Annotated in this window: 20 protein-coding genes and 1 pseudogene; 9 read left to right on the forward strand and 12 right to left on the reverse strand. The window is 71.2% G+C overall.

Annotation, left to right across the window (positions count from 1 at the left end):
- Window positions 1–292 precede the first annotated feature (292 nt).
- The 4 genes from H4687_RS37265 to H4687_RS37280 all read left to right on the forward strand — a co-directional run bounded on the left by H4687_RS37265 (window position 293) and on the right by H4687_RS37280 (window position 4,675).
- Entirely contained in the window at window positions 293–2,005 is a 1,713-nt protein-coding gene (locus tag H4687_RS37265) for a glycoside hydrolase family 6 protein (protein WP_046913147.1), read from the forward strand.
- A gap of 181 nt (window positions 2,006–2,186) precedes the next feature.
- Window positions 2,187–2,783, forward strand: a complete 597-nt coding sequence (locus tag H4687_RS37270) for a dihydrofolate reductase family protein (RefSeq protein ID WP_046913148.1) — start codon at window positions 2,187–2,189, stop codon at window positions 2,781–2,783.
- A 177-nt stretch (window positions 2,784–2,960) separates the two neighbouring features.
- Window positions 2,961–3,857: a class I SAM-dependent methyltransferase gene (locus tag H4687_RS37275; RefSeq protein ID WP_046913149.1), complete on the forward strand. Its 897-nt coding sequence runs from the start codon at window positions 2,961–2,963 to the stop codon at window positions 3,855–3,857.
- A gap of 116 nt (window positions 3,858–3,973) precedes the next feature.
- On the forward strand, window positions 3,974–4,675 hold the full coding sequence (locus H4687_RS37280) for an SDR family oxidoreductase (protein ID WP_046913150.1): 702 nt from the start codon (window positions 3,974–3,976) through the stop codon (window positions 4,673–4,675).
- A gap of 135 nt (window positions 4,676–4,810) precedes the next feature.
- On the opposite strand, the gene H4687_RS37285 is transcribed toward H4687_RS37280, so the two are convergent.
- Window positions 4,811–5,647, reverse strand: a complete 837-nt coding sequence (locus tag H4687_RS37285) for an aldo/keto reductase (protein WP_046913151.1) — start codon at window positions 5,645–5,647, stop codon at window positions 4,811–4,813.
- Window positions 5,648–5,878: 231 nt separating this feature from the next.
- Between H4687_RS37285 and H4687_RS37290 the strand changes: the two genes are divergently transcribed.
- Window positions 5,879–6,661 carry a Tat pathway signal sequence domain protein gene (locus tag H4687_RS37290; RefSeq protein ID WP_046913152.1) on the forward strand — a complete coding sequence of 261 codons (783 nt, stop codon included), beginning with the start codon at window positions 5,879–5,881 and terminating at the stop codon, window positions 6,659–6,661.
- Between the two features lie 32 nt (window positions 6,662–6,693).
- On the opposite strand, the gene H4687_RS37295 is transcribed toward H4687_RS37290, so the two are convergent.
- Window positions 6,694–8,520, reverse strand: coding sequence for an AMP-dependent synthetase/ligase (locus tag H4687_RS37295; RefSeq protein ID WP_046913153.1), 1,827 nt, complete (start codon window positions 8,518–8,520; stop codon window positions 6,694–6,696).
- A 616-nt stretch (window positions 8,521–9,136) separates the two neighbouring features.
- Window positions 9,137–10,012, reverse strand: a complete 876-nt coding sequence (locus H4687_RS37300; RefSeq protein ID WP_097251304.1) for a LysR substrate-binding domain-containing protein — start codon at window positions 10,010–10,012, stop codon at window positions 9,137–9,139.
- An 85-nt stretch (window positions 10,013–10,097) separates the two neighbouring features.
- Between H4687_RS37300 and H4687_RS37305 the strand changes: the two genes are divergently transcribed.
- Complete coding sequence (locus H4687_RS37305; RefSeq protein WP_046913155.1) at window positions 10,098–11,195, forward strand: bile acid:sodium symporter family protein; 1,098 nt, start codon at window positions 10,098–10,100, stop codon at window positions 11,193–11,195.
- Here H4687_RS37305 and H4687_RS37310 read toward each other — a convergent pair.
- From H4687_RS37310 to H4687_RS37340, 7 genes and pseudogenes are all read right to left on the reverse strand, one after another.
- On the reverse strand, window positions 11,134–12,369 hold the full coding sequence (locus tag H4687_RS37310; protein ID WP_050399357.1) for a DUF4185 domain-containing protein: 1,236 nt from the start codon (window positions 12,367–12,369) through the stop codon (window positions 11,134–11,136). The two genes, H4687_RS37305 and H4687_RS37310, sit on opposite strands and share 62 nt — an antisense overlap.
- An 88-nt stretch (window positions 12,370–12,457) precedes the next feature.
- Window positions 12,458–12,938, reverse strand: a pseudogene (locus tag H4687_RS37315) (laminin G); the annotation flags it as partial.
- 447 nt (window positions 12,939–13,385) lie between these two features.
- The gene (fdhD, locus tag H4687_RS37320) at window positions 13,386–14,249 is read right to left on the reverse strand and encodes a formate dehydrogenase accessory sulfurtransferase FdhD (RefSeq protein ID WP_046915789.1); all 864 of its coding nucleotides are present in this window, start codon (window positions 14,247–14,249) and stop codon (window positions 13,386–13,388) included.
- An 8-nt stretch (window positions 14,250–14,257) separates the two neighbouring features.
- On the reverse strand, window positions 14,258–15,118 hold the full coding sequence (locus H4687_RS37325) for a 2Fe-2S iron-sulfur cluster-binding protein (protein WP_046915788.1): 861 nt from the start codon (window positions 15,116–15,118) through the stop codon (window positions 14,258–14,260).
- Window positions 15,115–16,947, reverse strand: coding sequence for an NADH-ubiquinone oxidoreductase-F iron-sulfur binding region domain-containing protein (locus H4687_RS37330; protein ID WP_046915787.1), 1,833 nt, complete (start codon window positions 16,945–16,947; stop codon window positions 15,115–15,117). Before H4687_RS37330 ends, H4687_RS37325 begins: the two co-directional genes overlap by 4 nt.
- Before the next feature lie 6 nt (window positions 16,948–16,953).
- The gene (locus H4687_RS37335) at window positions 16,954–18,879 is read right to left on the reverse strand and encodes a molybdopterin oxidoreductase family protein (protein WP_046915786.1); all 1,926 of its coding nucleotides are present in this window, start codon (window positions 18,877–18,879) and stop codon (window positions 16,954–16,956) included.
- 10 nt (window positions 18,880–18,889) lie between these two features.
- The gene (locus H4687_RS37340; protein WP_046915785.1) at window positions 18,890–19,861 is read right to left on the reverse strand and encodes a 2-dehydropantoate 2-reductase; all 972 of its coding nucleotides are present in this window, start codon (window positions 19,859–19,861) and stop codon (window positions 18,890–18,892) included.
- Between the two features lie 293 nt (window positions 19,862–20,154).
- Here H4687_RS37340 and H4687_RS37345 point away from each other — a divergent pair, with 293 nt between their 5' ends.
- Together H4687_RS37345 and H4687_RS37350 are read left to right on the forward strand one after the other, a co-directional pair.
- Window positions 20,155–21,489 (forward strand): OFA family MFS transporter, encoded by a 1,335-nt coding sequence (locus H4687_RS37345; protein ID WP_046915784.1) that lies wholly within the window; start codon window positions 20,155–20,157, stop codon window positions 21,487–21,489.
- Entirely contained in the window at window positions 21,455–21,592 is a 138-nt protein-coding gene (locus H4687_RS37350; protein ID WP_005482503.1) for an MFS transporter small subunit, read from the forward strand. Before H4687_RS37345 ends, H4687_RS37350 begins: the two co-directional genes overlap by 35 nt.
- A gap of 55 nt (window positions 21,593–21,647) precedes the next feature.
- Here H4687_RS37350 and H4687_RS37355 read toward each other — a convergent pair whose 3' ends face one another.
- Both H4687_RS37355 and H4687_RS37360 read right to left on the reverse strand, forming a co-directional pair.
- Window positions 21,648–23,087, reverse strand: a complete 1,440-nt coding sequence (locus H4687_RS37355) for a hypothetical protein (protein ID WP_046915783.1) — start codon at window positions 23,085–23,087, stop codon at window positions 21,648–21,650.
- A 122-nt stretch (window positions 23,088–23,209) separates the two neighbouring features.
- On the reverse strand, window positions 23,210–23,680 hold the full coding sequence (locus tag H4687_RS37360) for a GtrA family protein (RefSeq protein ID WP_046915782.1): 471 nt from the start codon (window positions 23,678–23,680) through the stop codon (window positions 23,210–23,212).
- 112 nt (window positions 23,681–23,792) lie between these two features.
- On the opposite strand from H4687_RS37360, the gene H4687_RS37365 reads away from it, so the two are divergent.
- The gene (locus H4687_RS37365; RefSeq protein WP_046915781.1) at window positions 23,793–24,791 is read left to right on the forward strand and encodes a glycosyltransferase family 2 protein; all 999 of its coding nucleotides are present in this window, start codon (window positions 23,793–23,795) and stop codon (window positions 24,789–24,791) included.
- Window positions 24,792–25,008 lie beyond the last annotated feature (217 nt).

Below are 25,008 nucleotides of genomic sequence, written 5' to 3' on the forward strand. Positions count from 1 at the left end.
TGAGGAGGAGGGCGCAAGGGGTCAAGGCGTTTGAAGAGTCGAAATGATTCGATCAGGCCGAAACAATTCATCGATCGCAATAACGCAAGACCTCTGTCTTTTACCGTGACTTGGCGCTACCTTCACGAGCACCAGTGGGAGCGGTTCCACCAGTCGACGCGTTCGTCCCAGACGCGTCCGAGCTGCGAGGGACGCTCGAAGAACCCCCAGCGTTCAGGTCTTTTACTCGCCTCGGCGACAGCGCGACGACTCCTCCTCGTACACCCCACTACGGAAGAGGAAACCCGCACTCATGAGCCGTACCACAACAGCACTCCTGGCTGCGTTGGCGCTGGTCGCCGGCGCGACCGGGACCGCCATGGCAGCCGTGCCGGACGACACCGGCGTCCAGGCGGTCCCCTGCACGGTCGACTACAAGGTCCAGAACCAGTGGTCGACCGGCTTCACCGCCGCCGTCACGATCACCAACAACGGTGCGGCCAAGTCCTCATGGGCCGCGAAGTGGTCGTACGCCGGGAACCAGCAGGTCACCAACGGGTGGAACTCCCGGATCACCCAGAGCGGTTCGTCGGTGACCGCCGCCAACGAGACGTACAACGGCACGCTGGCCACCGGCGGTTCGGTCAGCTTCGGCTTCCAGGCCTCCTACAGCGGCACCAACGCCCTCCCGGCGACCTTCACGCTCGACGGCGTGACCTGCAACGTCGACGACGGCGGCGGTGGCCCCGGTGAGCCGGGCCCCGGCACGCCGGGCAGCAGGGTGGACAACCCCTACGCCGGGGCCAAGGTGTACGTGAACCCCGAGTGGTCCGCGAACGCCGCCGCCGAACCGGGCGGCAGCCGGATCTCCAACCAGCCGACGGGTGTCTGGCTGGACCGGACCGCCGCCATCGCCGGTGCGGGCGGCAAGATGGGCCTGCGCGCCCACCTCGACGAGGCGCTGCGGCAGAAGGGCTCGGGCGAACTCGTCGTCCAGCTGGTGATCTACAACCTGCCCGGCCGTGACTGCTCGGCCCTCGCCTCCAACGGCGAGCTGGGCCCGACGGAGATCGACAAGTACAAGACGCAGTACATCGACCCGATCAAGGCGATCCTCGCCGACTCCAAGTACGCCGGCCTGCGGATCGTCACCACGGTCGAGATCGACTCGCTGCCCAACCTCGTCACCAACGTCGGCAGCCGCCCGACGGCCGTGCCCCAGTGCGACGTGATGAAGGCCAACGGCAACTACATCAAGGGTGTCGGATACGCGCTCAACAAGCTGGGTGACGTCCCCAACGTCTACAACTACGTCGACGCAGGCCACCACGGCTGGCTCGGCTGGGACGACAACTTCGCCCCCTCCGCCGCCATCATGAAGGAGGCCGCGACCGCCGAGGGCGCCACGGTCAACGACGTCCACGGCTTCATCACCAACACGGCCAACTACAGCGCCCTGAAGGAGAACAACTTCACCATCAACGACACCGCGGGCGGCAAGTCGGTCCGTGAGTCGAAGTGGGTGGACTGGAACCGCTACGTCGACGAGCTGTCCTTCGCCCAGGCATTCCGTGCCCAGGCGGTCTCGGCGGGCTTCAACTCGAACGTCGGCATGCTGATCGACACCTCCCGCAACGGCTGGGGCGGCGCCGCCCGGCCCACCGGACCGGGTGCGACGACCACCGTCGACACCTACGTGGACGGCGGGCGCTACGACCGCCGCTTCAACACCGGCAACTGGTGCAACCAGGCCGGAGCCGGTCTCGGTGAACGTCCGAAGGCCGCCCCGGCGACCGGGATCGACGCCTACGTGTGGATGAAGCCGCCGGGTGAGTCCGACGGGGCCAGCTCCCTCATCCCGAACGACGAGGGCAAGGGCTTCGACCGCATGTGCGACCCGACGTACACGGGCAACCCGCGCAACAACAACAACATGTCCGGCGCCCTGGGGAACGCACCCCTCTCCGGGAAGTGGTTCTCCGCCCAGTTCCAGCAGCTGATGCAGAACGCGTACCCCGCGCTCTGAGTCCGCTCCGATGAGCCGGTCCGCCAGGGGTCAGTCACGCTTCCCCCACCCCCTGGCGGACCGGTGGCATGTCCGTGTGAGCCGGGTCACGATGAGGGAGGTGGGCGGGTGCGATGAGTTCCGGGCGGTGCGGCGGTCTTCATCGCCGTAAGCCCGTGACGGTACGAGGAAAGAGAACCCCATGCGCATCGTGATCTGCGAGTTCATGAGCCTGGACGGTGTCGTGCAGGCGCCCGGCGGTCCCGACGAGGACACCGAGGGCGGGTTCGCCCACGGCGGCTGGACGCACCCGTTCTTCGACCCGGAGGTCGTGGGCGGCGCCTGGGACGCCGCGCTGGGCCGGGCGGACGCGCTGCTGTACGGCCGCCGCACCTGGCAGGCGATGGCCGGGGCGTGGCCGGACCGGGCGGGCGACCCCTTCGCCGACCGGATGAACTCCCTGCGCAAGTACGTGGTGTCCGCGACGCTCACCGACTCCGAGCTGACCTGGGAGAACAGCACGCGGATCCCGGGCGGGGAGGCCGTCGCCCACATCCGTAAGCTCCGTGAGGCCGAGGGTGGCGACCTGCTCGTCATGGGCAGTCCGACCCTCGCCCGTACCCTCCTGAGCGTGGGTCTCGCCGACGAACTGGTCCTGATCGTCATGCCGGTCGTCCTCGGCGGCGGGAAGACGATCTTCCCGGGCGACGGTGCCAAGCACACCCTGGAGCTGGTCTCCACGACCACCAGCGGCACGGGTGCGCAGGTGTGCGTCTACCGGGCGGCGGATCAGGGCTGAACCGGCACCCTGGCCGCACCGCACCGCACGCACCGCACCGCACCGGCACGGCGTCGTCGGTCCGCCGGCCCGGTCGGCCCGTATCGGCACAGCGGATTTGCCGATACGGCAAGGAAAGTGGCCGTTCTCCAGTGCCTCTGAGCAAGCTGGCGGCACCCGGCAGAGAGGCTCACCGTCATGGGACAGCACCACCACGACCACCAGGGGCATGGCGGCCACCATGGTCATCACGACCACGGTGACATCGACTGGGGCGAGCAGGCCGAGCATCTGGAGGAACAGGCCGAGCTGTTCGAGCCGCTGAACCGGCAGGCTGCCGCCTGGGTCGCCTCGCGGCAGCCGGAGCCGCAACTGGTCGTCGACGTCGGCAGCGGACCGGGGGTCGTGAGCTGTCTGCTGGCCGACGTGTTCCCCGGCGCCCGGGTCGTCGCCCTGGACGGCTCCGCACCGATGCTGGAGCGGGCCCGCGCCCGCGCCGAACGCCTGGGCCTCGCCGACCGGTTCGACACCCTGGAAGCACAACTGCCCGGCGGCCTGGCCGACTTGGACTACCCGGCCGACCTGCTGTGGGCCAGCCGCAGTCTGCACCACCTCGGCGACCAGCGCGCGGGCCTCACCGCCTTCGCCGACCGCCTGGCGCCCGGCGGCACGTTGGCCCTCGTCGAGGGCGGGCTGCCCAGCCGGTTCCTGCCGCGTGACATCGGCATCGGCCGCCCTGGACTGCAGTCCCGGCTCGACGCGGCGGAGGACCGGTGGTTCGGCGAGATGCGGGCCACGCTGCCCGGCAGCGTCCCGCAGACCGAGGACTGGCCGGGGCTGCTCACCGCCGTCGGACTGCGCGAGGTGACGTCCCGCACCTTCCTGCTGGACCTCCCGGCGCCCGTCCCGCAGGCCGCCCGCGCCTACGCCGTGGCCTCGTTCCAACGCGGCCGGGGAATGCTCGCGGACCTCCTCGACGCCACCGACCTCGCGACCGTCGACCGGCTCCTCGACCCCGACGACAGGGCGAGCCTGCACCACCGCACGGACCTGTTCGTCCTCGCGGCCCAGACGGTGCACGTGGCCCGGCGCTGACGTCGTCCCGGCGTGCCCCGGCGGAGCGGCCCTTGACTTCGAGAGCGCTTCAAGTGGTGGACTCCACCCGTCGGCCGGGGTCCAGTCCGCCGACGCGACACGAAGGGGGAACAGTCATGTCCGAAGCACCGGTCGCGCTCATCACCGGCGGCGGCAGCGGTATCGGCGCCGCGGTCGCCCGGCAACTGCTCGACCACGGCCACCGGGTGGCCGTCACCGGGCGCAGGGCCGAGCGGCTGCGGGCGTTCGCCACCGAACTCGGTGACCCCGAGGGGCTGTTGACCATACCGGGGAACGCCGCCGAGTACGCGGACGTCCAGGCGGCGGTGGATGCCACGCTGAAGGAGTTCGGGCGGATCGACACCGTCCTCGCCAACGCCGGGTTCGGCACGCACGACACGGTCGCCGAGGGTGACCCCGCCGGGTGGACGGAGATGGTGCTCACCAACGTGCTGGGCCCGGCCCTGCTCATCCGGGCCTCCATCGACGCCCTCAAGGAGACGCGGGGGCGGATCATGCTGGTCGGCAGCGTCGCCGGGTTCATCCACGGTCCCGGCAACATCTACGGGGCGACCAAGTGGGCGGTGACCGGGCTCGCCGAGAACACCCGGCGGCAGGTCACCGAGTGGGGCGTCGGCGTGACGCTCATCGCGCCCGGCCGCGTGGAGACCCCGTTCTGGGACGCCTACGGCAGCCTGCCGCCCGGCCATCTCCTCACCGCCGACCAGATCGCCGACTCGGTGGTCTGGGCGATCCGGCAGCCGCCCGGCGTCGACGTCAACACGGTGGTCGTACGCCCGATCGGTCAGCCGGTCTGAGAACCGCGCCAAGTCCGGGCGAGGGTGCGTCCGGACGCGGCGCGGACACGCGGGACCGCCCGCCGGACGAGATCCGGCGGGCGGTCCGTCGTCTTCGCGCGCCCGGCGAGCGGGCGCCGAGCCGCGGCTTTCGGCTCAGGCCTGGTTGAACGTCGCCGGGTCGGGGCCGATGCGCCGGTCCTCGTTCAGCGCGCTGATCGCCGCGATGTCCTCGGTGTCCAGGGAGAAGTCGAAGACCTCGATGTTCTCCTTGATGCGGGAGGGGGTCACGGACTTGGGGATGACCACGTTGCCCAGCTGGAGGTGCCAGCGCAGGACCACCTGGGCGGGGGTGCGGCCGTGCTTCTGAGCGATCGCGACGACCGCCGGGACCTCAAGGAGCCCCTTGCCCTGGCCGAGGGGCGACCAGGCCTCGGTGGCGATGCCCTGCTCCGCGTGGTACTCGCGGGAGGCGATCTGCTGGAGGTGCGGGTGCAGCTCGATCTGGTTGACCGCCGGAATGACGCTCGTGGCCTCGATCAGCGTCTCCAGGTGCTCCGGAAGGAAGTTGGAGACACCGATGGCCTTCGCGCGGCCGTCCGCGTAGAGCTTCTCGAACGCCTTGAAGGTGTCGACGAACGTGCCCCGGGCCGGCATCGGCCAGTGGATCAGATACAGGTCCACGTACTCCAGGCCGAGCTTGGCCAGGGAGTCGTCGAAAGCGCGGAGGGTGGAGTCGTAGCCCTGGTCGCTGTTCCAGAGCTTGGTGGTGACGAAGAGATCCTCGCGGGGCACGCCGGCCGAGGCGATGGCCTTGCCGGTGCCCTCTTCGTTGCCGTAGATCGCGGCGGTGTCGATGCTGCGGTAGCCGGCCTCCAGTGCGGTGGTGACCGCCTGCTCGGCCTCGTCGTCCGGCACCTGCCACACGCCGAAGCCCAGCTGGGGCATCTCGACGCCGTTGTTCAGGATGATCGGGGGGACCTTGCTGCTCACGAGCTCTCGATCCTTAAGTCGTCGGGTGGTACTTCCCATCGTCAACGATCACGGAGCGCGATGCATTCCTGAGCGGGCCGCTCGCGCTCCCGATCGCAGATTGGCCGGAAATGGATCCGGCGGTTCAAGAGTATCGGTCTGGACCATTGACCGAACACGGTCATGAGTGGACTCTGTCCCTGCCGTAACGCACGTCGGTGAATGATGGTCACATACGTGAATGGATGGCTCATGACCCCCACACGAAGGAACGTCCTCGGCGCCGCGCTCGGCGGCGCCGCCGCGGCCACCGTCGGGCTGCCCGCCCCCGCCGCGCACGCCGCCTCCTGGCAGGTGAAGTGGTCCCCCTCGGCGAGCGCCGACGGGCTGCGCGCCTTCGAGACCCTGGAGGACGACCGCGCCGACTCGCACACCTCCGCCTCGCCGCACATCCGTGCCGTCGGCGACACCTGGCGGTTCGACATGCACACCGTCGACCGGGACACCTCCACCGACCGCCAGCGCCACGAGGTCACCGGCCTGCGCACCGGCAGCGGCTTCCTGCGCTGGACCGAGGGGCAGACCTGGCGCGTCACCTACGGGATGTACATCCCGAGTTCGCTGAAGGCGACCACCAGCTTCACGCACATCATGCAGATGAAGCAGCCCGGCGCCGGCACCTCGCCCCTCGTGGTGCAGTCCCTGCGCCGGGTGAACGGCGCCCAGGCCATCGAGCTGAAACTGCCGATCGACGACGTCCTCGTCGGCCGCACCGATCTGGCGCCCCTGCACGACGCCTGGGTCGACGTCGACTTCCAGGTCAAGGTCGGCAACGGTGCGGCCGGTTCGGTGCGCTGGATCCTCAGGAAGGGCCCGACCACCCTCATCGACGTCTCCCGCTCGGGCGTCGACACCTTCCTCGCCGACCGCCTGCGCCCCAAGTGGGGCATCTACCGCTCCCTCGGCGACACCTCGGGCTCCCTGCAGAACTGTCACCTGCTGCTGCGGAACATGAAGGGCTACCAACTGGTCTGACCAGGAAGGGGATCGGGGCAGGCGGGCGGGCCTCACGCCCGGTACAGCGCCTCCACCTCCTTCGCGTACGTCTTCTCGATCGCCTTGCGCTTCAGCTTCAGCGACGGCGTCAGCAGCCCGTGCTCCTCGGTGAACTGGTGGGCGAGGATGCGGAACGTGCGGATCGACTCGGCCTGCGAGACCAGGGTGTTGGCGGCGACCACCGCCCGCCGCACCTCGGTCTCCAGTTCCGGGTCGCGCACCAGCTCGGCCGGAGACAGCTTCGGTTTGCCGCGCATCTGCAGCCAGTGCTCGACCGCCTCGCCGTCCAGGGTGACCAGGGCGGCGATGTACGGACGGTCGTTGCCGACGACGATGCACTGGGCGACCAGCGGATGGTCGCGCACCCGCTCCTCCAGGATCGCCGGCGAGACGCTCTTGCCCCCCGATGTCACCAGGATCTCCTTCTTGCGCCCGGTGATGGTGAGATAGCCGTCCTCGTCGAGGGAGCCCAGGTCGCCGGTGGCGAGCCAGCCGTCGTGCAGGGTCTCGTCGGTGGCCTTCGGGTTGTTCAGATAGCCCTGGAAGACATGGGGTCCGCGCAGCCAGATCTCGTTGTCGTCCGCGATGTGCACGCTCGTGCCCGGAATGGGCTGGCCGACCGTGCCGTACCGGGTGCGCTCCGGCGGGTTGGCGGTCGCGGCCGCCGTACACTCCGTCAGGCCGTACCCCTCGAAGATGTGGACGCCGGCGCCCGCGAAGAACAGCCCGAGCCGTCGGTCCATCGCCGAGCCGCCGGACATCGCGTACTTGATGCGGCCGCCCATCGCCTCCCGGATCCTGGCGTAGACGACCTTGTCGAAGAACTGGTGCTGCATCCGCAGGCCCGCCGACGGGCCGGGCCCGGTGCCCCAGGCCCTCGCCTCCATCGCGTCCGCGTACTTCACGGCGACCTCGACGGCCTTCTCGAACGGCCCGGCCCGTCCCTCGCGCTCGGCCTTGCGCCGGCTCGCGTTGAAGACCTTCTCGAAGATGTACGGCACCGCGAGGAAGAAGGTCGGCTGGAAGGCGGCGAGGTCGGGCAGCAGGACGGCGGCGTTGAGCTGCGGCTGGTGACCGAACTTGACCTTTCCGCGGATGCCGGCGACCTGCACCATCCGCCCGAAGACATGGGCGAGCGGCAGGAACAGCAGTGTCGCCGCCGCGTCGCCCTTGCGGGACTTGAACAGCGGAGCCCAGCGCTCGATGACCGTGTCCGCCTCCACCATGAAATTGGCGTGCGAGATGACACAGCCCTTGGGGCGGCCCGTCGTGCCGGAGGTGTAGATGATCGTCGCGATCGACTCCGGGGTCACGGCGAGGCGGTGCCGGTGCACCACCTCGTCGTCGAGATGCGCCCCCGACTCGTACAGCTCCTGCACCGCGCCGACGTCCAGCTGCCAGAGCCGGCGCAGCTGCGGCAGCCGGTCGATGACCGTGGCGATGGTCATCGCGTGGTCCTCGTGTTCCACCATGGCCGCCGTGCACTGGGAGTCGTACAGCATCCAGAAGACCTGCTCGGCGGAGGAGGTCGGGTAGACGGGGACGACCTGGGCGCCGACCGTCCACAGCGCGTAGTCGAACAGGGTCCACTCGTAGCGGGTACGGCACATGATGGCGACCCGGTCGCCGAACCGGATGCCCTGCGCCAGCAGCCCCTTCGCCAGCGCGAGGACCTCGTCACGGAACTCGGCGGAGGTCATGTCGCGCCACTCGCCCTGCTCGTCCTTGCGGCCGAGCGCGATGTACGACGGGTCCTCCTGGGCGTGCTCGAAGACGACGTCGGCCAGACCGCCCACCGGCGGCGCCGACGCCAACGGGGGGTTGGTGAACTCGCGCAAACCCGCTCCTCGTGGCGCTCCGAACAGCGCGTGAAAGCTACCTCACCGCGAGAGGGGACGGGAGGGTTGTGGAGGGGGCGCATAGGGATGCATGACGCGAGTCGGTGCCGAAAAACGACCGCAGAAGAGGAGGTATCCGGCATAGTGCCGGACCTCGCGGTAAGTCCCGTGAGGCCAATCTCCACTGAACCCGCACGCCCCGGTCACGGCGGGCGTCCTGACGAACAGCGTCCGCCCTGGTCAGACGCGAACATCCCTCACCTCCGCGGGCCGGCCGGCCCGCGCCGAGCCCCGACACGAGGGCGGGGGCGGGGCGCAGCGTGCGTCTGCCGCCGGGCCTGCCGCCAAGCCCCTCGTGCCCGGCCGTGCGGCAGGTCTTGGCGGGGAGGAAGGCTGTCGGAAGGGGGCGCGTCGGACCTGTGCCGCGTCGGCCTTCGTCGTAGGGGGACCGCTTGCCGTCGGGCCGGCGGCCGGGTTTCCGCCCGGCCGCCGGTCAGATCTCTCGCACCCGTCCGGACAACCGGTCTCCGCCGGAGAGGGAGGCTGTCGTGAGGGGCCTCTTGCCGTCGGGCCGACGGACCGTCGGGCCTGGGCCGCCGTTCCGCCCCGCCCCCGGTCAGATCTCCCGTGCTCGGCCGTGCAGGCGGTTTCCGCCGGAGAGGATGGATGCCGCGAGGGCGTCCGCCGCGCCGGCCGCCGTGCCGGGGCGGCGGCCGTGGACGAGGACGAAGTCGACCTCGCCCAGCTCCGGCAGTCCGGCCCGCTCCGGGACCCGGACCAGGCCGGGAGGCACCAGGCGGCGAGAGTGCGCCATCACGCCGAGGCCCGCGCGGGCGGCGGCGATGAGCCCGTTGAGGCTTCCGCTGGTGCAGGCGATGCGCCAGGAGCGGCCTTCGCGCTCCAGCGCCTCCAGCGCCAGGGCGCGCGTGATGCCCGGCGGCGGGTAGGCGATCAGCGGGACCGGACGGTCGGGGTCGACTCGGAGCCGCTCCGCGCCGATCCACACGAGCCGGTCCGTCCACACGGGTTCGCCGCGCGGGTCCTGTGGGCGCCGCTTCGCCAGCACCAGGTCGAGCCGGCCGGCCGCGAGCCGCTCGTGCAGCGTGCCCGACAGCTCGACCGTCAGCTCAAGGTCCACCTCGGGATGGTCGTGCCGGAAGGCCTCCAGGATCTCCGGGAGCCGGGTGAGCACGAAGTCCTCGGACGCGCCGAACCGCAGCCGCCCGCGCAGCCGGGTCCCGGTGAAGAACGCCGTCGCCTGCTCGTGCACCTCCAGCAGCCGCCGGGCGAACCCGAGCATCGCCTCGCCGTCCTCCGTCAGCTCCACGGAGTGGGTGTCCCTGGAGAACAGCTGCCGCCCGGCCGCGTCCTCCAGACGGCGGACATGCTGGCTGACCGTGGACTGACGCAGCCCCAGCCGCCGGGCGGCCTGCGTGAAGCTCAGCGTCTGGGCCACGGCGAGGAAGGTGCGCAGATGGGAGGGTTCGTACACGATCGCCACCCTACTCGGTCATCGCGAAACATGATGACAGTCAGAACGGTATGACGGATTCCCGATCAAGGGGTCGAGGGGGACGATGGAGAGGGGCCTTCCGGTCCCGGACACCACCCTCGCCGACAGCACGTGGAGCACCGTGAAACGCCTGAAGTGGCCGAGCCGGCTGCCGATCGACCCCTACATCCTGCTGCTGCTCGCGACCGTGGGCGTCGCGGCGCTCCTCCCGGCACGGGGAACGACCGCCGAGGTGGCGTCCGGCGCGTCCACCGTCGCGATCGCCTTCCTCTTCTTCCTCTACGGCGCCCGGCTCTCCACCCGCGAGGCCCTCGACGGTCTCAAGCACTGGCGGCTGCACGGCACCGTCCTGGCCTGCACGTTCGTCGTCTTCCCGCTGCTGGGTCTGGCGGCCCGGGGCCTGGAACCGGTGTTCCTGAGCCACTCCCTCTACACCGGGCTCCTCTTCCTCACCCTCGTCCCCTCGACCATCCAGTCCTCGATCGCCTTCACCTCGATGGCCCGGGGCAACGTGCCCGCCGCGATCTGCGCGGGTTCCTTCTCCTCCCTCGCCGGCATCGTCCTCACCCCGCTGCTCGCGGCGGCCCTGCTCGGCGGCAGCGCCGGCGGGTTCTCCGCCGACTCGCTGCTGAAGATCGTGCTCCAGCTGCTGGTCCCGTTCGTCGCCGGGCAGCTCACCCGCCGCTGGATCGGCGCCTTCGTCACCCGGCACAAGCGGATCCTCGGCCTCGTCGACCGGGGCTCCATCCTCCTCGTCGTCTACGTCGCGTTCAGCGAGGGCATGGTGCGCGGGATCTGGAGCCAGGTCAGCCCGCTGCGGCTGGCCGGACTCCTCGTCGTCGAGGCCGTCCTGCTCGCGGTGATGCTGCTGCTCACCTGGTACGGCGGCAAGGCCCTGGGCTTCGACCGGGCGGACCGGATCGCCATCCAGTTCGCCGGCTCCAAGAAGTCCCTCGCCTCCGGACTGCCCATGGCGAGCGTCCTGTTCGGCCCCGAGGCCTCCCTCGCCGTCCTGCCGCTGATGCTCTTCCACCAGATGCAGCTCATGGTCTGCGCGGTCATCGCCAAGCGCCGCGCGCACGACCCGGTGGAGCCGGCCGTCACGGAGGAGCGAGACGAAGCGATACGAACCGCGGTCGGTACAGGGACACGTCCCGCGTGATGTTCAGCTGCGCCGCCGCCGCGTCGGCGTCCAGCCAGTTGACGTCGTAGCTGAGCACCAGGCGCCCGTCGTCCGCCGTCCGGTGCGCCTGGGGGTTGTACGCCGCGACCCCGCTGTTCGGCAACGGGGGACTGAACCCCTTGGTGGGCCCGTGCCACGGCCCGGTGGGGGAGCAGGCCCAGTACGCGGTCACGGTCGTCAGCCCCGCCGTCCCGGCCGCCATGGTGAGCAGCACATAGGTGCGCCCGTCCCGTACGACGGTGAAGGCGCTGCCCACCCCCTTGTCCGCCCCGTTCCCGAGCACGGGCGCCCGCCGCCCCCGCACCTCCCAGCGCGCGCCGTCCCAGTACTCCCACGCCCCCGGCTCCCCGAGCCTGCCGCGCGGCACCCGGGCGACGTACGCGTGCGAGGTCGGCCGGGAGGCGGCCTGCGCGTCGGTGCCGCCGTAGACGTACGTCCATTCGCCCGCGTCGACGGCCGTCGTGCCGAACAGCACCCGCCGGGCCGGATCGGCGACCGACGCCTGGTCCAGCACCGTCGTGATCCCCTCCAGCCGCAGACCGGGCAGCGACAGCGTGGCCACCTCCGTCGAGGTGGGCACCCCGTAGATCCACGGCGCTCTGCCGGCCGTACGCGTCCACAGCAGCACCCGTACGACCTTCTCGTCCGAGCCGGGGGAGCGCGGCTCGACCCGGGCGGCCACCGGCCAGCGCCAGTGCTGGGGGGCCGGGTCCGGGAAGACGGGGGCCGGGAGCGTGGCTTCGAGACGCCCCGAAGAGGACATCACCACGGCCGAGTTGCGCACCAGCGGCGTCGCCGTGTCCCGCCACGCCACGGACTCGCCCGCCGGGTTGGGCGGGGGGTGCACCTGGCCCAGATACGTGTCCGAGAACAGCCACAGCAGCCGTCCGTCCGGGAGCCGCACCGAGTGGGTCCCGTCGCCGCCGGTCCAGTCGTCGGTACGGGTCGCGTCGTCGCCGTACCGGGTGAACTCGCCGGTCAGGGCCGGGTCCGGGTCCCAGTCCCGGACCGTACGCGCCGTGCAGGCGCCGCCGCCCTCCCGGTCGTCGTCCGGGAGGGCGGTGAGCAGCACGGCCGCGAGGGCCAGGACCAGGGCCAGGATCAGGACCGGTCCGGCCCCCGTCCGCTGTCGTGCTCCTGCGTCATCGGGCACGGGAGGGACGTTAGTTGCCCGTGTCCACCCGGTCCATGGGCAGGCGCGGGATCTCGCCCCCGGTCGGCACGTCCCGTGTGGCGAGCCCGGCCGCGGGCTCCCCGCGCACCCACACCTGCGGCTGGGTCGTCCCGACCCCGCCCATCCACAGCATCGGCTGCTCCCCGGAGGCCGCGGTGTACCGGAACCGGAGCGAGGCGGTGAAGTCCTTGGTGCCGAGCGGGAGCCGGGGCCGGTAGGGCAGGCGGACGGCATCGTCGACGCCGTCGAACTCGATCGCGCCGCCGGCCGTCCCCTCCGTCGGCCGGGCGCCACCGAGGACGGCCGCCGGACGGCCGCCCGGGGCCCGGTCGGGCGTCCTCGGGCGGGGCCCCGGCGCGGCTTCAGCCAGCCCTCGGTGAACCGGGCGAAGCGGATCTCGTCCCGGGCGTCGACCGCGCCGCCCTCGTCCAGCAGCCCCACGACACCGTCGCCATCGGTCCCGGGACCGATCCGGACCCAGGTCCGAGTAGCCGGACCAGTCCGTGGTGACGACCGTGCCCCCGGTCCACGCTCTCCCAGGTGCGTCTGTTGTACGTCTCCGTCGGCACGACGCGGCCGGTCTCGCGGTCCACGACCGGCGCGGGGTTGCCGTGGGTGTCGCCCACCAGCCCTTCATCCGGCTGGGGGACGGGACATCGGACGTCCCACGTCCGATGTGCGGCCCACGACGGTACTGGGGGGTTCTGGGGCTCACAAGAACCGTGCGGGTGGTCGGGCGTGTTTTCGCGGGAGGGGGGTGGGGGTTCGGTGCGTCGGCGGGCGCCGGCGGGTGGGGGCTGGTCGCGCGGCCTCTGCTTTTACAGGGGCGCGGGGAACTGCGCGATCAGCCCCCACCCAGCCGCACCCGGCATCGAGACCGGTGGACCGACGGCGCGTACCCGGCCGTGCCGAACGCGGAGCGAAAGGCGGGGCCCCCGGGGCGCAGGGGGCGCTCCCCGCCACCAGGGGCCCCGCCGTCGTGGAGGCGGGCCCCGTCAGCCCCGGTCGGCCGCGGCCCGCAGAGCGATCCGGTGCTCGCCCGCGTACACGTTCATGGAGGACCCCCGCAGGAACCCCACCAGCGTCAGCCCGGCCTCCGCCGCCAGATCCACCGCGAGGGACGACGGCGCCGACACCGCGGCCAGCACCGGTATCCCCGCCATCACCGCCTTCTGCGCCAGCTCGAACGAGGCCCGCCCGGACACCAGCAGCACCGCCCGGGACAGGGGCAGGGCGCCGTTCTGCAGGGCGCGGCCGACCAGCTTGTCGACGGCGTTGTGCCGGCCCACGTCCTCCCGTACGTCGAGCAGTTCGCCGTCCTCGCCGAACAGGGCCGCCGCGTGCAGACCCCCGGTCCGGTCGAAGACCCGCTGCGCCGCGCGGAGCCGGTCGGGGAGGCTCGCGAGGAGTTCGGGGTCGAGCCGGACCGGGGGAGCCTCACCCCCGTGGGTGTCGTCGACGGCCCAGCGGGCGGTCGTACGGACGGCGTCCAGCGACGCCTTGCCGCACAGCCCGCAGGACGAGGTCGTGTACACGTTCCGTTCGAGCGTGATGTCGGGGACGACGACCTCCGGAGAGGTCCGCACGTCCACCACGTTGTACGTGTTCGCACCGTCCTCCGTCGCGCCCGCGCAGTAGACGATGTTCTGCAGGTCCGACCGTTCGGCGAGCACCCCTTCGCTGACCAGGAACCCCGCCGCCAGCGCGAAGTCGTCCCCCGGGGTGCGCATGGTGATCGCGAGCGGCTTGCCGTTCAGCCGGATCTCCATCGGCTCCTCCGCGACGAGCGTGTCCGGGCGGGTGGAGACCGCGCCGTCCCGGATGCGGATCACCTTGCGTCGTTCCGTGACTCGTCCCATGTCGTGTCTCAGTCCCGGTTCTGTACGTGCTGGTAGCCGAAGCGGCCCTTGATGCAGAGGTTGCCGTGGGTCACCGGGTTGTCGTGCGGCGAGGTGACCTTCACGATCTCATTGTCCTGCACATGGAGGGTGAGGTTGCAGCCCACTCCGCAGTACGCGCAGACCGTGGTCGTCTCCGTCTGCGCCGACTCGTCCCAGGTGCCCGCCGCCCGCATGTCGAACTCCGACTTGAAGGAGAGCGCGCCCGTCGGGCACACCTCGACGCAGTTCCCGCAGTACACGCAGGCCGAGTCGGTCAGCGGGGCGTCGTGCTCCACGGCGATCCGCGCGTCGAAGCCGCGCCCGACGACCGAGATCGCGAACGAGTTCTGCCACTGCTCCCCGCAGGCGTCCACGCACTTGTAACACAGGATGCACTTGTCGTAGTCCCGTACGTACAGCTCGTTGTCGACCCTCGGTTCCTCGTTCAGCCGGGCCGCGTCCGGGCCGAAGCGGTCCGGTTTCGCCTCGTACTCCTTGATCCACCCCGCGGCCCTCGGGGTCGTCGAGAGGTCGACCGACGACGCGAGGAGTTCCAGGACGACCTTGCGGCTGTGCCGGGCGCGCTCGGTGTCCGTCCGCACCCGCATACCGGGCTCGGCCCTGCGGGAGCAGGCCGGGACGAGGGTCCTGGCCCCCTCGACCTCGACGACACAGACCCGGCAGGCGTTCTTCGGCGTGAGCGTGTCGCCCTCGCAGAGGGTGGGCACGTCCTTGCCGACGGCCCGGCAGGCGTCCAGGATCGTCGAGCCCTCGGGCGCCCGCACCGGCTCACCGTCGAGGGTGAACTCCAGCAGACGACGCGGCACTCCCAGCGGGATCACGGTCATTCGTACGCCCCCAAGCGGTCGATCGCGGATTCCACGGCGTTCCACGCGGTCTGCCCGAGACCGCAGATCGAGGCGTCCCGCATCGCGCGGCCGACCTCCCTGAGCAGCGCGATGTCACCGGCCGCCGCCGCGCCGGTCCGCTCGGCGATCCGGTGCAGCGCCTCCTCCTGCCGTACGGTCCCGACCCGGCACGGCACGCACTGCCCGCAGGACTCGTCGCGGAAGAACTCCGCGATCCGCAGCAGCAGCCGGGGCAGCGGCACGGTGTCGTCGAAGGCCATCACGACCCCCGAGCCGAGCGTGGTGCCCGCCTCCCGCGTCCCCTCGAAGGTGAGCGGGATGTCCAGCTCGTCGGGCCGTACGAAACCACCGGCCGCACCGCCGAGGAGCACGGCCCGCAGCCGCTCCCGCACCCCGGCGAGGGCGAGCAGGTCGCCGAGGGTCGCACCGAAGGGCAGCTCGTAGACGCCGGGCCGGTCCACGCTGCCCGACACGCAGAACAGCTTCGGTCCGGTGGAGCCGCCGGTGCCGATCGCCGCGTACGCCGGGGCGCCCATGGTCAGGACCGGCAGGACGTTCACCAGGGTCTCGACGTTGTTCTCCACGGTCGGCTTGCCGAACAGGCCCTTCTCCACCGGGAACGGCGGCTTCGAGCGGGGCTCGCCCCGGTAGCCCTCGATGGAGTTGAACAGGGCCGTCTCCTCGCCGCAGATGTAGGCGCCCGCGCCCCGCCGGATCTCGATGTCGAAGGCATGCCCCTGGCCGAGGACGTCGTCGCCGAGCAGGCCGCGGGCGCGGGTCTGGGCGAGGGCGTTCTCCAAACGGCGCAGGGCCCGTGGGTACTCACCGCGCAGATACAGGTAGCCCCGGTGCGCGCCGGTCGCGTACGCGGCGATCGTCATCGCCTCGACCAGGGAGAACGGGTCGCCCTCCATGAGCACGCGGTCCTTGAAGGTGCCCGGCTCGGACTCGTCCGCGTTGCAGACGAGGTAGTGCGGACGGTCGGGCTGCGACGCCGTGGCCTGCCATTTGCGGCCGGTGGGGAAGGCGGCGCCGCCGCGCCCGACCAGGCCCGAGTCGGTCACCTCGCGGATGACCCCGGCGGGGCCCAGCTCGAAGGCCCGCCGCAGGGCCGTGTAGCCGCCGTGGGCGCGGTAGTCGTCGAGGGAGGTCGGATCGACGACGCCGACGCGGCTCAACAGGGTCAGCGAAGGGTCCCCGGCCTGGGGCACCGCCATGACGGCCGGCGGCTCCTCGTCCGCCGAGTCGGGCGCGCTCGCCGCGAGGACGGCCGCCTCCACGGTCGTGGGCGCCGCGACCGCCGTACGCACCGGAACCCCCGCCTTGATCGCGAGCGCCGCCGGGGCCCGCTCGCACAGCCCCAGACACGGGCTGCGCTGCACGCTCACCCCGCTTCCGGGGCCGAGACGGGCCTCGACCCCGGCGCACAGGTCGGCCGCCCCGGCCGTCGCGCACGCCAGGTCCGTGCAGACGTGCAGCACGGTGGCCGGGCGCGGCTTGACCGAGAACATCGCGTAGAAGGTGGCCACGCCGTAGGCCTCCGCCGGCGGCACGGTCAGCCGTCGGCAGAGATGGTCCAGCGCACCCTCACTGATCCAGCCGATCCGGTCGTTGAGGGCGTGCAGCCCCGGTAACAGCAGGTCACGGCGGTCCCGGGCCTCCCGGCCGCCCCGCGCCCACCGCAGATCCTCGGCCCTCATCGCGTCGCGGGCCGCGCCCTCCCAGGAGGATTCCGGCGGGCCGAGCAACGCGTCGACGGCCGCCCTCTCCTCGTCGGTGGGCTTGCTGTCACCGAAGTGCAGGTCCACTTGACATCACCTCACGATGGTCGCGACGGGCAGCTTCTCGATCCGGATCGCCGACGCCTTGAACTCCGCCGTGCCCGCGATCGGGCAATTGGCCTCGATCGTCAGCTGGTTGGTGTCCACCTCGTCGGGAAAGTGCATGGTCATGAAGGCCAGGCCGGGCCGCAGGGCGAGGTCGATCCACACGGGCGCCACCACCGATCCGCGCCGCGAGGACACCTGCACCTCCTCGCCCACCGCGACCCCGTAGCGCTCCGCGTCCTCCGGACACAGCTCGATGTACTCCCCGCGCCGCAGCGGCGAGGCGTAACCGCCGCTCTGCACTCCGGTGTTGTACGAGTCGAGCCGCCGCCCGGTGGTGAGCCGGATCGGGAACCGCTCGTCGGTCAGGTCCACCGGCGGATCGTGCTGGACGATCCCGAAGGGCGCGAGCCGGCCCCTGTTCGCCGGGTCGGGGTCCCACAACCGCCCGTGCAGATAGCTCGGTTCGAGCCGGTCCGGGTCCGGGCAGGGCCACTGGATGCCCTGCTCCCGCGCGAGGCGCTCGTACGTCATCCCGTAGTGGTCCGGCGACACCGAGCGCAGCTCGTTCCAGACGGCCTCGGCGTCGGCGTACTTCCACTCGTGCCCGAGCCGCGAGGCCAGGTCGCAGATGATGTCGATGTCCTCGCGGGCCTCCCCGGGCGGGGTGACGGCACGGCGTACCCGCTGCACCCGGCGTTCGCTGTTGGTGGTCGTGCCGTCCGTCTCCGCCCACCCGGCGGTCGCGGGCAGGACGACGTCCGCCAGCTGGGCCGTCCTGGTCAGGAAGAGGTCCTGGACGACGAGGAAGTCCAGCTCCCCCAGCCGTCGTACGGCCTGCTCGCTGTCGGCCTCGGACTGCGCCGGGTTCTCCCCGATGCAGTACACGGCCTTCAGCGAGCCCTCCTCCATGGCCTCGAACATCTCCGTCAGGTTCAGCCCGTAGTGCGGCTGGATGACGGTGTCCCACGCGGACTCGAACTTCAGCCGGGACTCGGGGTCGAGGATGTCCTGGAAGCCGGGCAGCCGGTTGGGGATGGCGCCCATGTCGCCACCGCCCTGCACGTTGTTCTGGCCGCGCAGGGGCTGCAGGCCCGAGGCGTAGCGGCCCACGTGGCCGGTGAGCAGCGAGAGGTTGATCAGCGCGCGGACGTTGTCCGTGCCGTTGTGGTGCTCGGTGATGCCGAGCGTCCAGCACAGCTGGGCCCGTTCGGCCCGGGCGTACGCGTGCGCCAACTCCCTGACGGCGGCGGCCGGTACGCCCGTCACCTTCTCGGCCAGCGACAGCGTCCACGGTTCGACGAGCGCCCGGTACTCCTCGAAGCCGGTGGTCGCCCGCGCGATGAACGCCTCGTTGGCGAGGCCCGCGTGGATGATCTCCCGGCCGATCGCGTGGGCCATCGGGATGTCGGTGCCGACGTTCAGCCCCATCCAGCTCTCCGCCCACTCGGCGGTGGAGGTCCGCCTCGGGTCGACGGCGTACATCCGGGCGCCGTTGTGGATGCCCTTGAGGACGTGCTGGAAGAAGATCGGGTGCGCGAAACGGGCGTTGGAGCCCCACATCACGATGACGTCGGTGTGCTCGATCTCCTCGTACGAGGAGGTGCCGCCGCCCGAGCCGAAGGCGGCCGAGAGGCCGGCCACGCTCGGCGCGTGGCAGGTGCGGTTGCAGGAGTCGACGTTGTTGGTGCCCATGACCACGCGGGCGAACTTCTGGGCCACGTAGTTCATCTCGTTCGTGGCGCGGGCGCAGGAGAACAGGCCGAACGCGTCGCGGTTGCGGGCGAGGCCCCGTGCGGCGCGGTCCAGCGCCTCCTCCCAACTCGCCCGCCTGAAGGGCTCGTCGCGGGAGTCGCGGACGAGGGGATGGGTGAGCCGGGTGTAGGTCTTCGGGGTCCGGTCGCGTTTCCTCATACGACGCTCCTCATGCCGCGCTCCTCAGCGCGAGCAGATCCGAGATGGCGTGGACGGTGCGCAGGGTGGGCACCTCGACACCCGTGATGTCCGCAAGCTCGACGACGGCGGCCAGCAGGACGTCGAGTTCCAGCGGTCTGCCGCGCTCCAGGTCCTGGAGCGTGGAGGTGCGGTGGTCGCCGACGCGTTCGGCGCCCGCCATCCGCCGTTCGATGGAGACACCGACCTCGCAGCCCAGCGCCCGGGCGACGGCCAGGGTCTCGGCCATCATCGTCTCGATGACCTGGCGAGTGCCGCCGTGCAGACACATCTGCCGCATGGTCGCCCTGGCCAGGGCACTGATCGGGTTGAACGAGATGTTGCCGAGCAGCTTGATCCAGATGTCGCCCCGCAGATCGGGCTCCACCGGACACTTCAGGCCACCGGCGACCATGGCCTCACTGAACGCCCGGCAGCGCGGCGAGACCGTACGGTCCGGCTCGCCGACGGAGAAGCGGGTGCCTTCCAGGTGCCGTACGACACCGGGCCCTTCGAGCTCGGTCGCCGCGTAGACGACACAGCCGACGGCCCGTTCGGGCGCGAGCACCGCGCTGACCGCGCCGCCCGGGTCGACGCTCTCGACACGGCGGCCGTCGTGCGGGCCGCCGTGCCGGTGGAAGTACCACCAGGGGATGCCGTTCTGGGCGGCGATCACCGCCGTGGTGCTGTGGAGCAGGGGCTCGATCAGCGGCCCGCACGCCGCGTACGAGTGGGCCTTCAGGCCCAGGAAGACGAAGTCGACCGGGCCGATCTCGGCCGGGTCGTCGGTGGCGTGGGCGCGGGCGGTGAAGTCCCCGCGCGAGCTGAGCACCCGCACCCCGTCCCGCCTCATGGCCGCGAGATGCGGTCCACGGGCGACGAGGTGCGTGTCCGCGCCGGCGCGGTGGAGCGCGGCGCCGACGTAGGCGCCGATCGCACCGGCGCCGAGAACTGCGACTTTCATGGTGAGGGAGCTCCGTTCGGTCGAGGGATACCGCGGAGATGGCACGCTGCCGAAATCTGTCGACGAAATATTGTCTACAGTATGGAAGTTGGAGCGGCAAGGGTTCAGGCGACGGCCGGGCAAGGCATTGCCCGGACACGACGGTGGCCGGCCCTCCGACGCGGCGGTGCCCGGTGCCCGGGAATGTGGGTGGCCGAGGAACGACCGTTCGGCGCGCGGTGCATACCGCTCACCGCATACGGTCGACGCGCCGCCTTTCCAACTCCCCTCGGCACTCCCTACCGTCCGGGATCATGAGTCCCCCCGTCGCACCCCCGGGCTGGAGCCGCTGGCTCGTCCCCCCGGCCGCGCTCTCCGTTCATCTCTCCATCGGGCAGGCCTACGCCTGGAGCGTCTTCAAGCCGCCGCTCGAATCCGCGCTCGGCCTCAGCGGCACCCAGAGCGCACTGCCCTTCCAGCTCGGCATCGTCATGCTGGGCCTGTCCGCCGCGTTCGGCGGCACCCTCGTCGAGCGCAACGGGCCGCGCTGGGCGATGACCGTGGCGCTGCTCTGCTTCTCCTCCGGCTTCCTGATCGCCTCGCTCGGCGCCGCCACCGAGCAGTACTGGCTGATCGTCTTCGGCTACGGCTTCGTCGGCGGGATAGGCCTCGGCATCGGCTACATCTCGCCCGTCTCCACCTTGATCAAGTGGTTCCCGGACCGGCCCGGCATGGCCACCGGCATCGCGATCATGGGCTTCGGCGGTGGCGCGCTCATCGCCTCGCCGTGGTCCGCCCAGATGCTGGAGTCCTTCGGCTCCGACTCCTCCGGCATCGCCGTCGCCTTCCTGGTCCACGGACTGACGTACGCCGTGTTCATGCTGCTCGGGGTGCTGCTGGTACGGGTGCCGCGCACCGAGAAGCCGGTCGACACGGGACCGGGCGTCCTGGCCGGTCCGCAGGTCTCGGCCCGCAACGCCATCCGCACCCCGCAGTTCTGGTGCCTGTGGGTCATCCTCTGCATGAACGTCTCCGCGGGCATCGGCATCCTGGAGAAGGCCGCCCCGATGATCACGGACTTCTTCGCCGACTCCTCCACCCCGGTCACCGTCACCGCGGCCGCCGGCTTCGTCGCGCTGCTCTCCGCGGCCAACATGACCGGCCGGATCGTCTGGTCCTCGACGTCCGACCTGATCGGACGCAAGAACATCTACCGCGTCTACCTGGGCGTCGGCGCGCTGATGTACCTGCTGATCGCCCAGTTCGGCGACTCATCCAAGCCGCTGTTCATCATCTGCGCCCTGGTCATCCTGTCCTTCTACGGCGGCGGCTTCGCCACGATCCCCGCCTACCTGAAGGACCTCTTCGGCACGTACCAGGTCGGCGCCATCCACGGTCGGCTGCTCACCGCCTGGTCCACGGCCGGTGTCCTCGGACCGCTGATCGTCAACTGGATCGCGGACCGGCAGGAGGAGGCGGGCAAGTCCGGCCCCGACCTGTACGGCACGTCCTTCTTCATCATGATCGGCCTGCTCGTGATCGGCTTCGTCGCGAACGAACTGGTCCGGCCCGTCGACCCTCGCTTCCACGTCCCCGCCCCGAGGGAGGCCACCGATGTCGTCCAGCGACAGCAGTCCGAATCCGCCTGACCGGCGCCCCCTGATCGTCTTCGCGTGGATCTGGGTGGGCGTACCGCTCGCCTACGGACTGTACGAACTCGTACGGAAGGCCACGCAACTGTTCACCGGGTGAGCGCCGCGGCCGTGCCGATGCCGATACCGAGGCCCCGGCATCGGTATCGGCACACTCACGTCGCGGACCGGTCCTCGGGGGCCGTCGGCCGATGTGCCGTCACGGCGGTGGGGAGGGTGACGGCGGCGCTGTCGCGCCGGACGCCGGAGCCGGCTGTGGGCCGGTCGGGGGCGGCGCGGTCCAGCCAGAGCAGCAGGAGACCGAGCGCGCAGGCGAGCGCCGGCCAGTAGACGTAGCGGTAGTTCGTCGCCGGCACGATGGGCAGGTAGCCGAGCACGTAGGCCAACGAGCTGATGCCCAGCGCCCGGATCGGCAGGGAGAACCTCCCCCGGCCCGGCCGGACGGTGAGCACGAGCGCGACGGCGAGCCAGAACCACCCCCGGAAGAGCGGCCGCAGATCGGTGGCCGCGCCGACGACGTACGAGGCGAGGGTGGCTTCGAGCCGGGGGCGGGCCACTTCGATACCGAGGTCGTTGGCGAAGACCCCTTGCTGGTACACGTAGCCCGTCTCGAAGAGCAGGGCGGTGAAGAGCCGCAGCCGGTACTGGAGGTAGCCGGAGGCGTGTCCGGGCATCTCGCGCAGCCACAGGGAGGAGAGCTGGTCCGCGTCCCGTGCCAGTCCGTCCGGCGAGCGTTGGTAGCAGGCCCAGTAGGCGTCCGACACGGCGCCGACGCGGTCGCACTCCTCGGCGGCGGCCACCAGGCGGTCCCGCAGCTCCGGCCGGACGTCGGCCGACCGCAGTTCCTCCACGGTCAGGACGTGGACGAGATCGTCGAGCAGGATCTGCGCGCCCTGATCCGTCTGCACGGGCCGCGCGAACATGGAGATCGCCGCGGCGGGCAGCACGACGGCGGCCACCAGCGCCGCCGTGCACGCGGCCCACGTGCGGCGCCCGGGGGAGTGCCACAGCGCGAGGACGAGCAGGACGAACATCGGAATGGCGGCGAGGAAGGCGTTCTTGCGCACGAGCACGGCGTAGGCGAGGAAGAGCACGCCGAGCCAGAGCAGAGCCCAGCGCGTTCGGGTGGACAGGCCGCGGTCCCGCAGCCGCAGCCCGACGAACGCCACCGCGCAGGCCGCCAGCAGCGCGCAGGCCGCGTGCACGTCCTTCCACACCACGCCGACGAACGTGACTACGGGGGGAGTCAGTCCGAGGCCGAGGACGGCGAGCGAACCGGCACGGCTCGCGGTCATCTCCCAGACGCACCGGGCGAGCACCCACAGCGCGCCCCACAGGACGACGGACTGGAGGACGGCCATGGACGCGGGCGTGCCGGTGACGGCGATCAGCGCGCGCCACAGCAGGCTCAGCACGGGTGGATGCCAGTCGGTCAGCGGCGTCCTGCCCATGGCCTGCCGGAGCTGGTCGATGCTGTCGGGACTCATGAACCCGGGGGTGAAGACGATGGTCGTGGCCACGCAACACGCCACGGCGACAGCGGTCAGCCACCAGATCCAGTGCTTTTCGCCCCGAATATGCACCTTTCGTCCCATGTGGCGGATGCTAACAGCGTCGACGGGACCGTACGGGTCAGGGCGCGACGCGGAACAGAGTGCGGCGCGGATCGGAGTACGGCGAGGATCGGAGCGCGGCGCGGATCGGAGCGCGACACGGATCAGGGTGCGACGAAGACGTAGCGCCGGTAGGTGAAGAAGCGGAACAGGGTGGCGAGGACCCAGCCGAAGACGCGGGCCGCGTTGTCGCTGCCCATCGATTCCAGCCCGAGCAGTTGCCGCGAGGCGAAGACCGTGCCCGCGGTGACGGCGACGCCGACCACGTTCACGAACAGGAACAGGGCCAGTTCCTGCGTCATGTTCGAGCGATGCCGGCGGCGGTAGGTCCAGTAGCGGTTCCCCGCCCAGCTGAAGAGCGCCGCGGCGGCCGTCGCCACGACGGAGGCCCGCACGGGGGCCGCCCCCATCACCCCGCCCTCCGTGCCGCCGGGAAGGCCGAACACCAGCAGGTTGTAGCCGCCGTTGTCCACCACGAAGGCCAGCGCCCCGACCACCCCGAACTTGGCGGCCTCGCGCCAGACGCCCCGGATGGCGTCACGCGCACGCAGCGCCGTGGATACGAGGACCAGCACACGGCGAGAGTAACGACCCGGCGCGTCCCGGCCGTCCGGACGCGCCCATAACGCATTATTTCCTATCATCATCCGAAAATCTGTCGTCATCCGACGCCGGGTCAGGTAGGGAGTGGCCGTGCAACCGACGATCGCGTGTGTCGTGCCGTGTCACAACGAGGAGGCCGCTGTCGGCAAGGTGGTGCGCGACCTGCGGATGGCGCTCCCCGAGGCGGACATCTACGTGTACGACAACGCCTCGACGGACCGCACGGTGCAGGTCGCCCGGGAGGCGGGTGCGATCGTCCGCGAGGAACCGCGCAAGGGAAAGGGCAACGTCATCCGGCGGGCCTTCGCCGACGTCGACGCCGACGCCCTGCTCCTCATCGACGGTGACGACACCTACGACGCGTCCCGGGCGCGCGAGCTGGTCAACCTGCTCTTCGAAGGGCCGTACGACCAGGTGGTCGGCGCCCGCCGCGAGACGGTCAGCGCCGCCTACCGGGTGGGGCACGCGACCGGCAACAGACTGCTCACCGGCGCGGTGCGGTCCCTGTTCGGCAACGACGTGACCGACATGCTGAGCGGCTACCGCGTTTTCTCACGCCGCTTCGTCAAGTCCTTCCCGGCGCTGGCCCGCCAGTTCGAGACCGAGACCGAGATGACCATCCACGCCCTCCACCTCCGGCTCCCCACGGCCGAGATGGAGGTGGACTACCGGGTCAGGCCCGCCGGGAGCGAGAGCAAACTGCGCACCTTCCGGGACGGCTGGCGCATCCTGCGGGTCATCCTCGATCTCGCCCGGCGCGAGCGGCCCTCGCTCGTCCACACCGTGGTCGCGGGAGTCCTGGCCTTCGTCTCGGTCGTCCTCGGCATCCCCGTCATCGCCGACTTCATCCGCACGGGCACCGTGCCGCGCATCCCCACGGCGATCCTCGCCGCCGCGATCATGACGATCGCGGTGCTCGTCCTGCTCGTCGGATACATCCTGGAGTCCCTGATGCGCATGCGACAGGAACACTCCCGCCTCGTGCACCTCGCCTACGCGGCGCCGGGCCGGCCACCGCGCTACACGGGCCACCGGCCCGGCACCGGTCCCGTCCCCGCCAGGAACATCTCGGGCCGTCCTTAGCCCGATCGGCACCGCCGTACCGGCCGCGTGCTGCCGTCGTCGTTCCGGCCGGACGGTACGTCGACGTCGGCGGCCCACCCCGAGCCCAGGCCGAGCACCCGGTACCGGCCGCCGACGGTCGGGCCACCGGGGAAACTCCCACATGGCGCGGCCCCAGCAGGTTCCGCCACCGACGCGGCAGCAGGTCCCGGAATGCGCCGCCGGCCTGGTGATCGGG

Origin of the sequence: Streptomyces stelliscabiei, from assembly GCF_014873495.1 — a bacterium.
Lineage (GTDB): Bacteria > Actinomycetota > Actinomycetes > Streptomycetales > Streptomycetaceae > Streptomyces > Streptomyces bottropensis.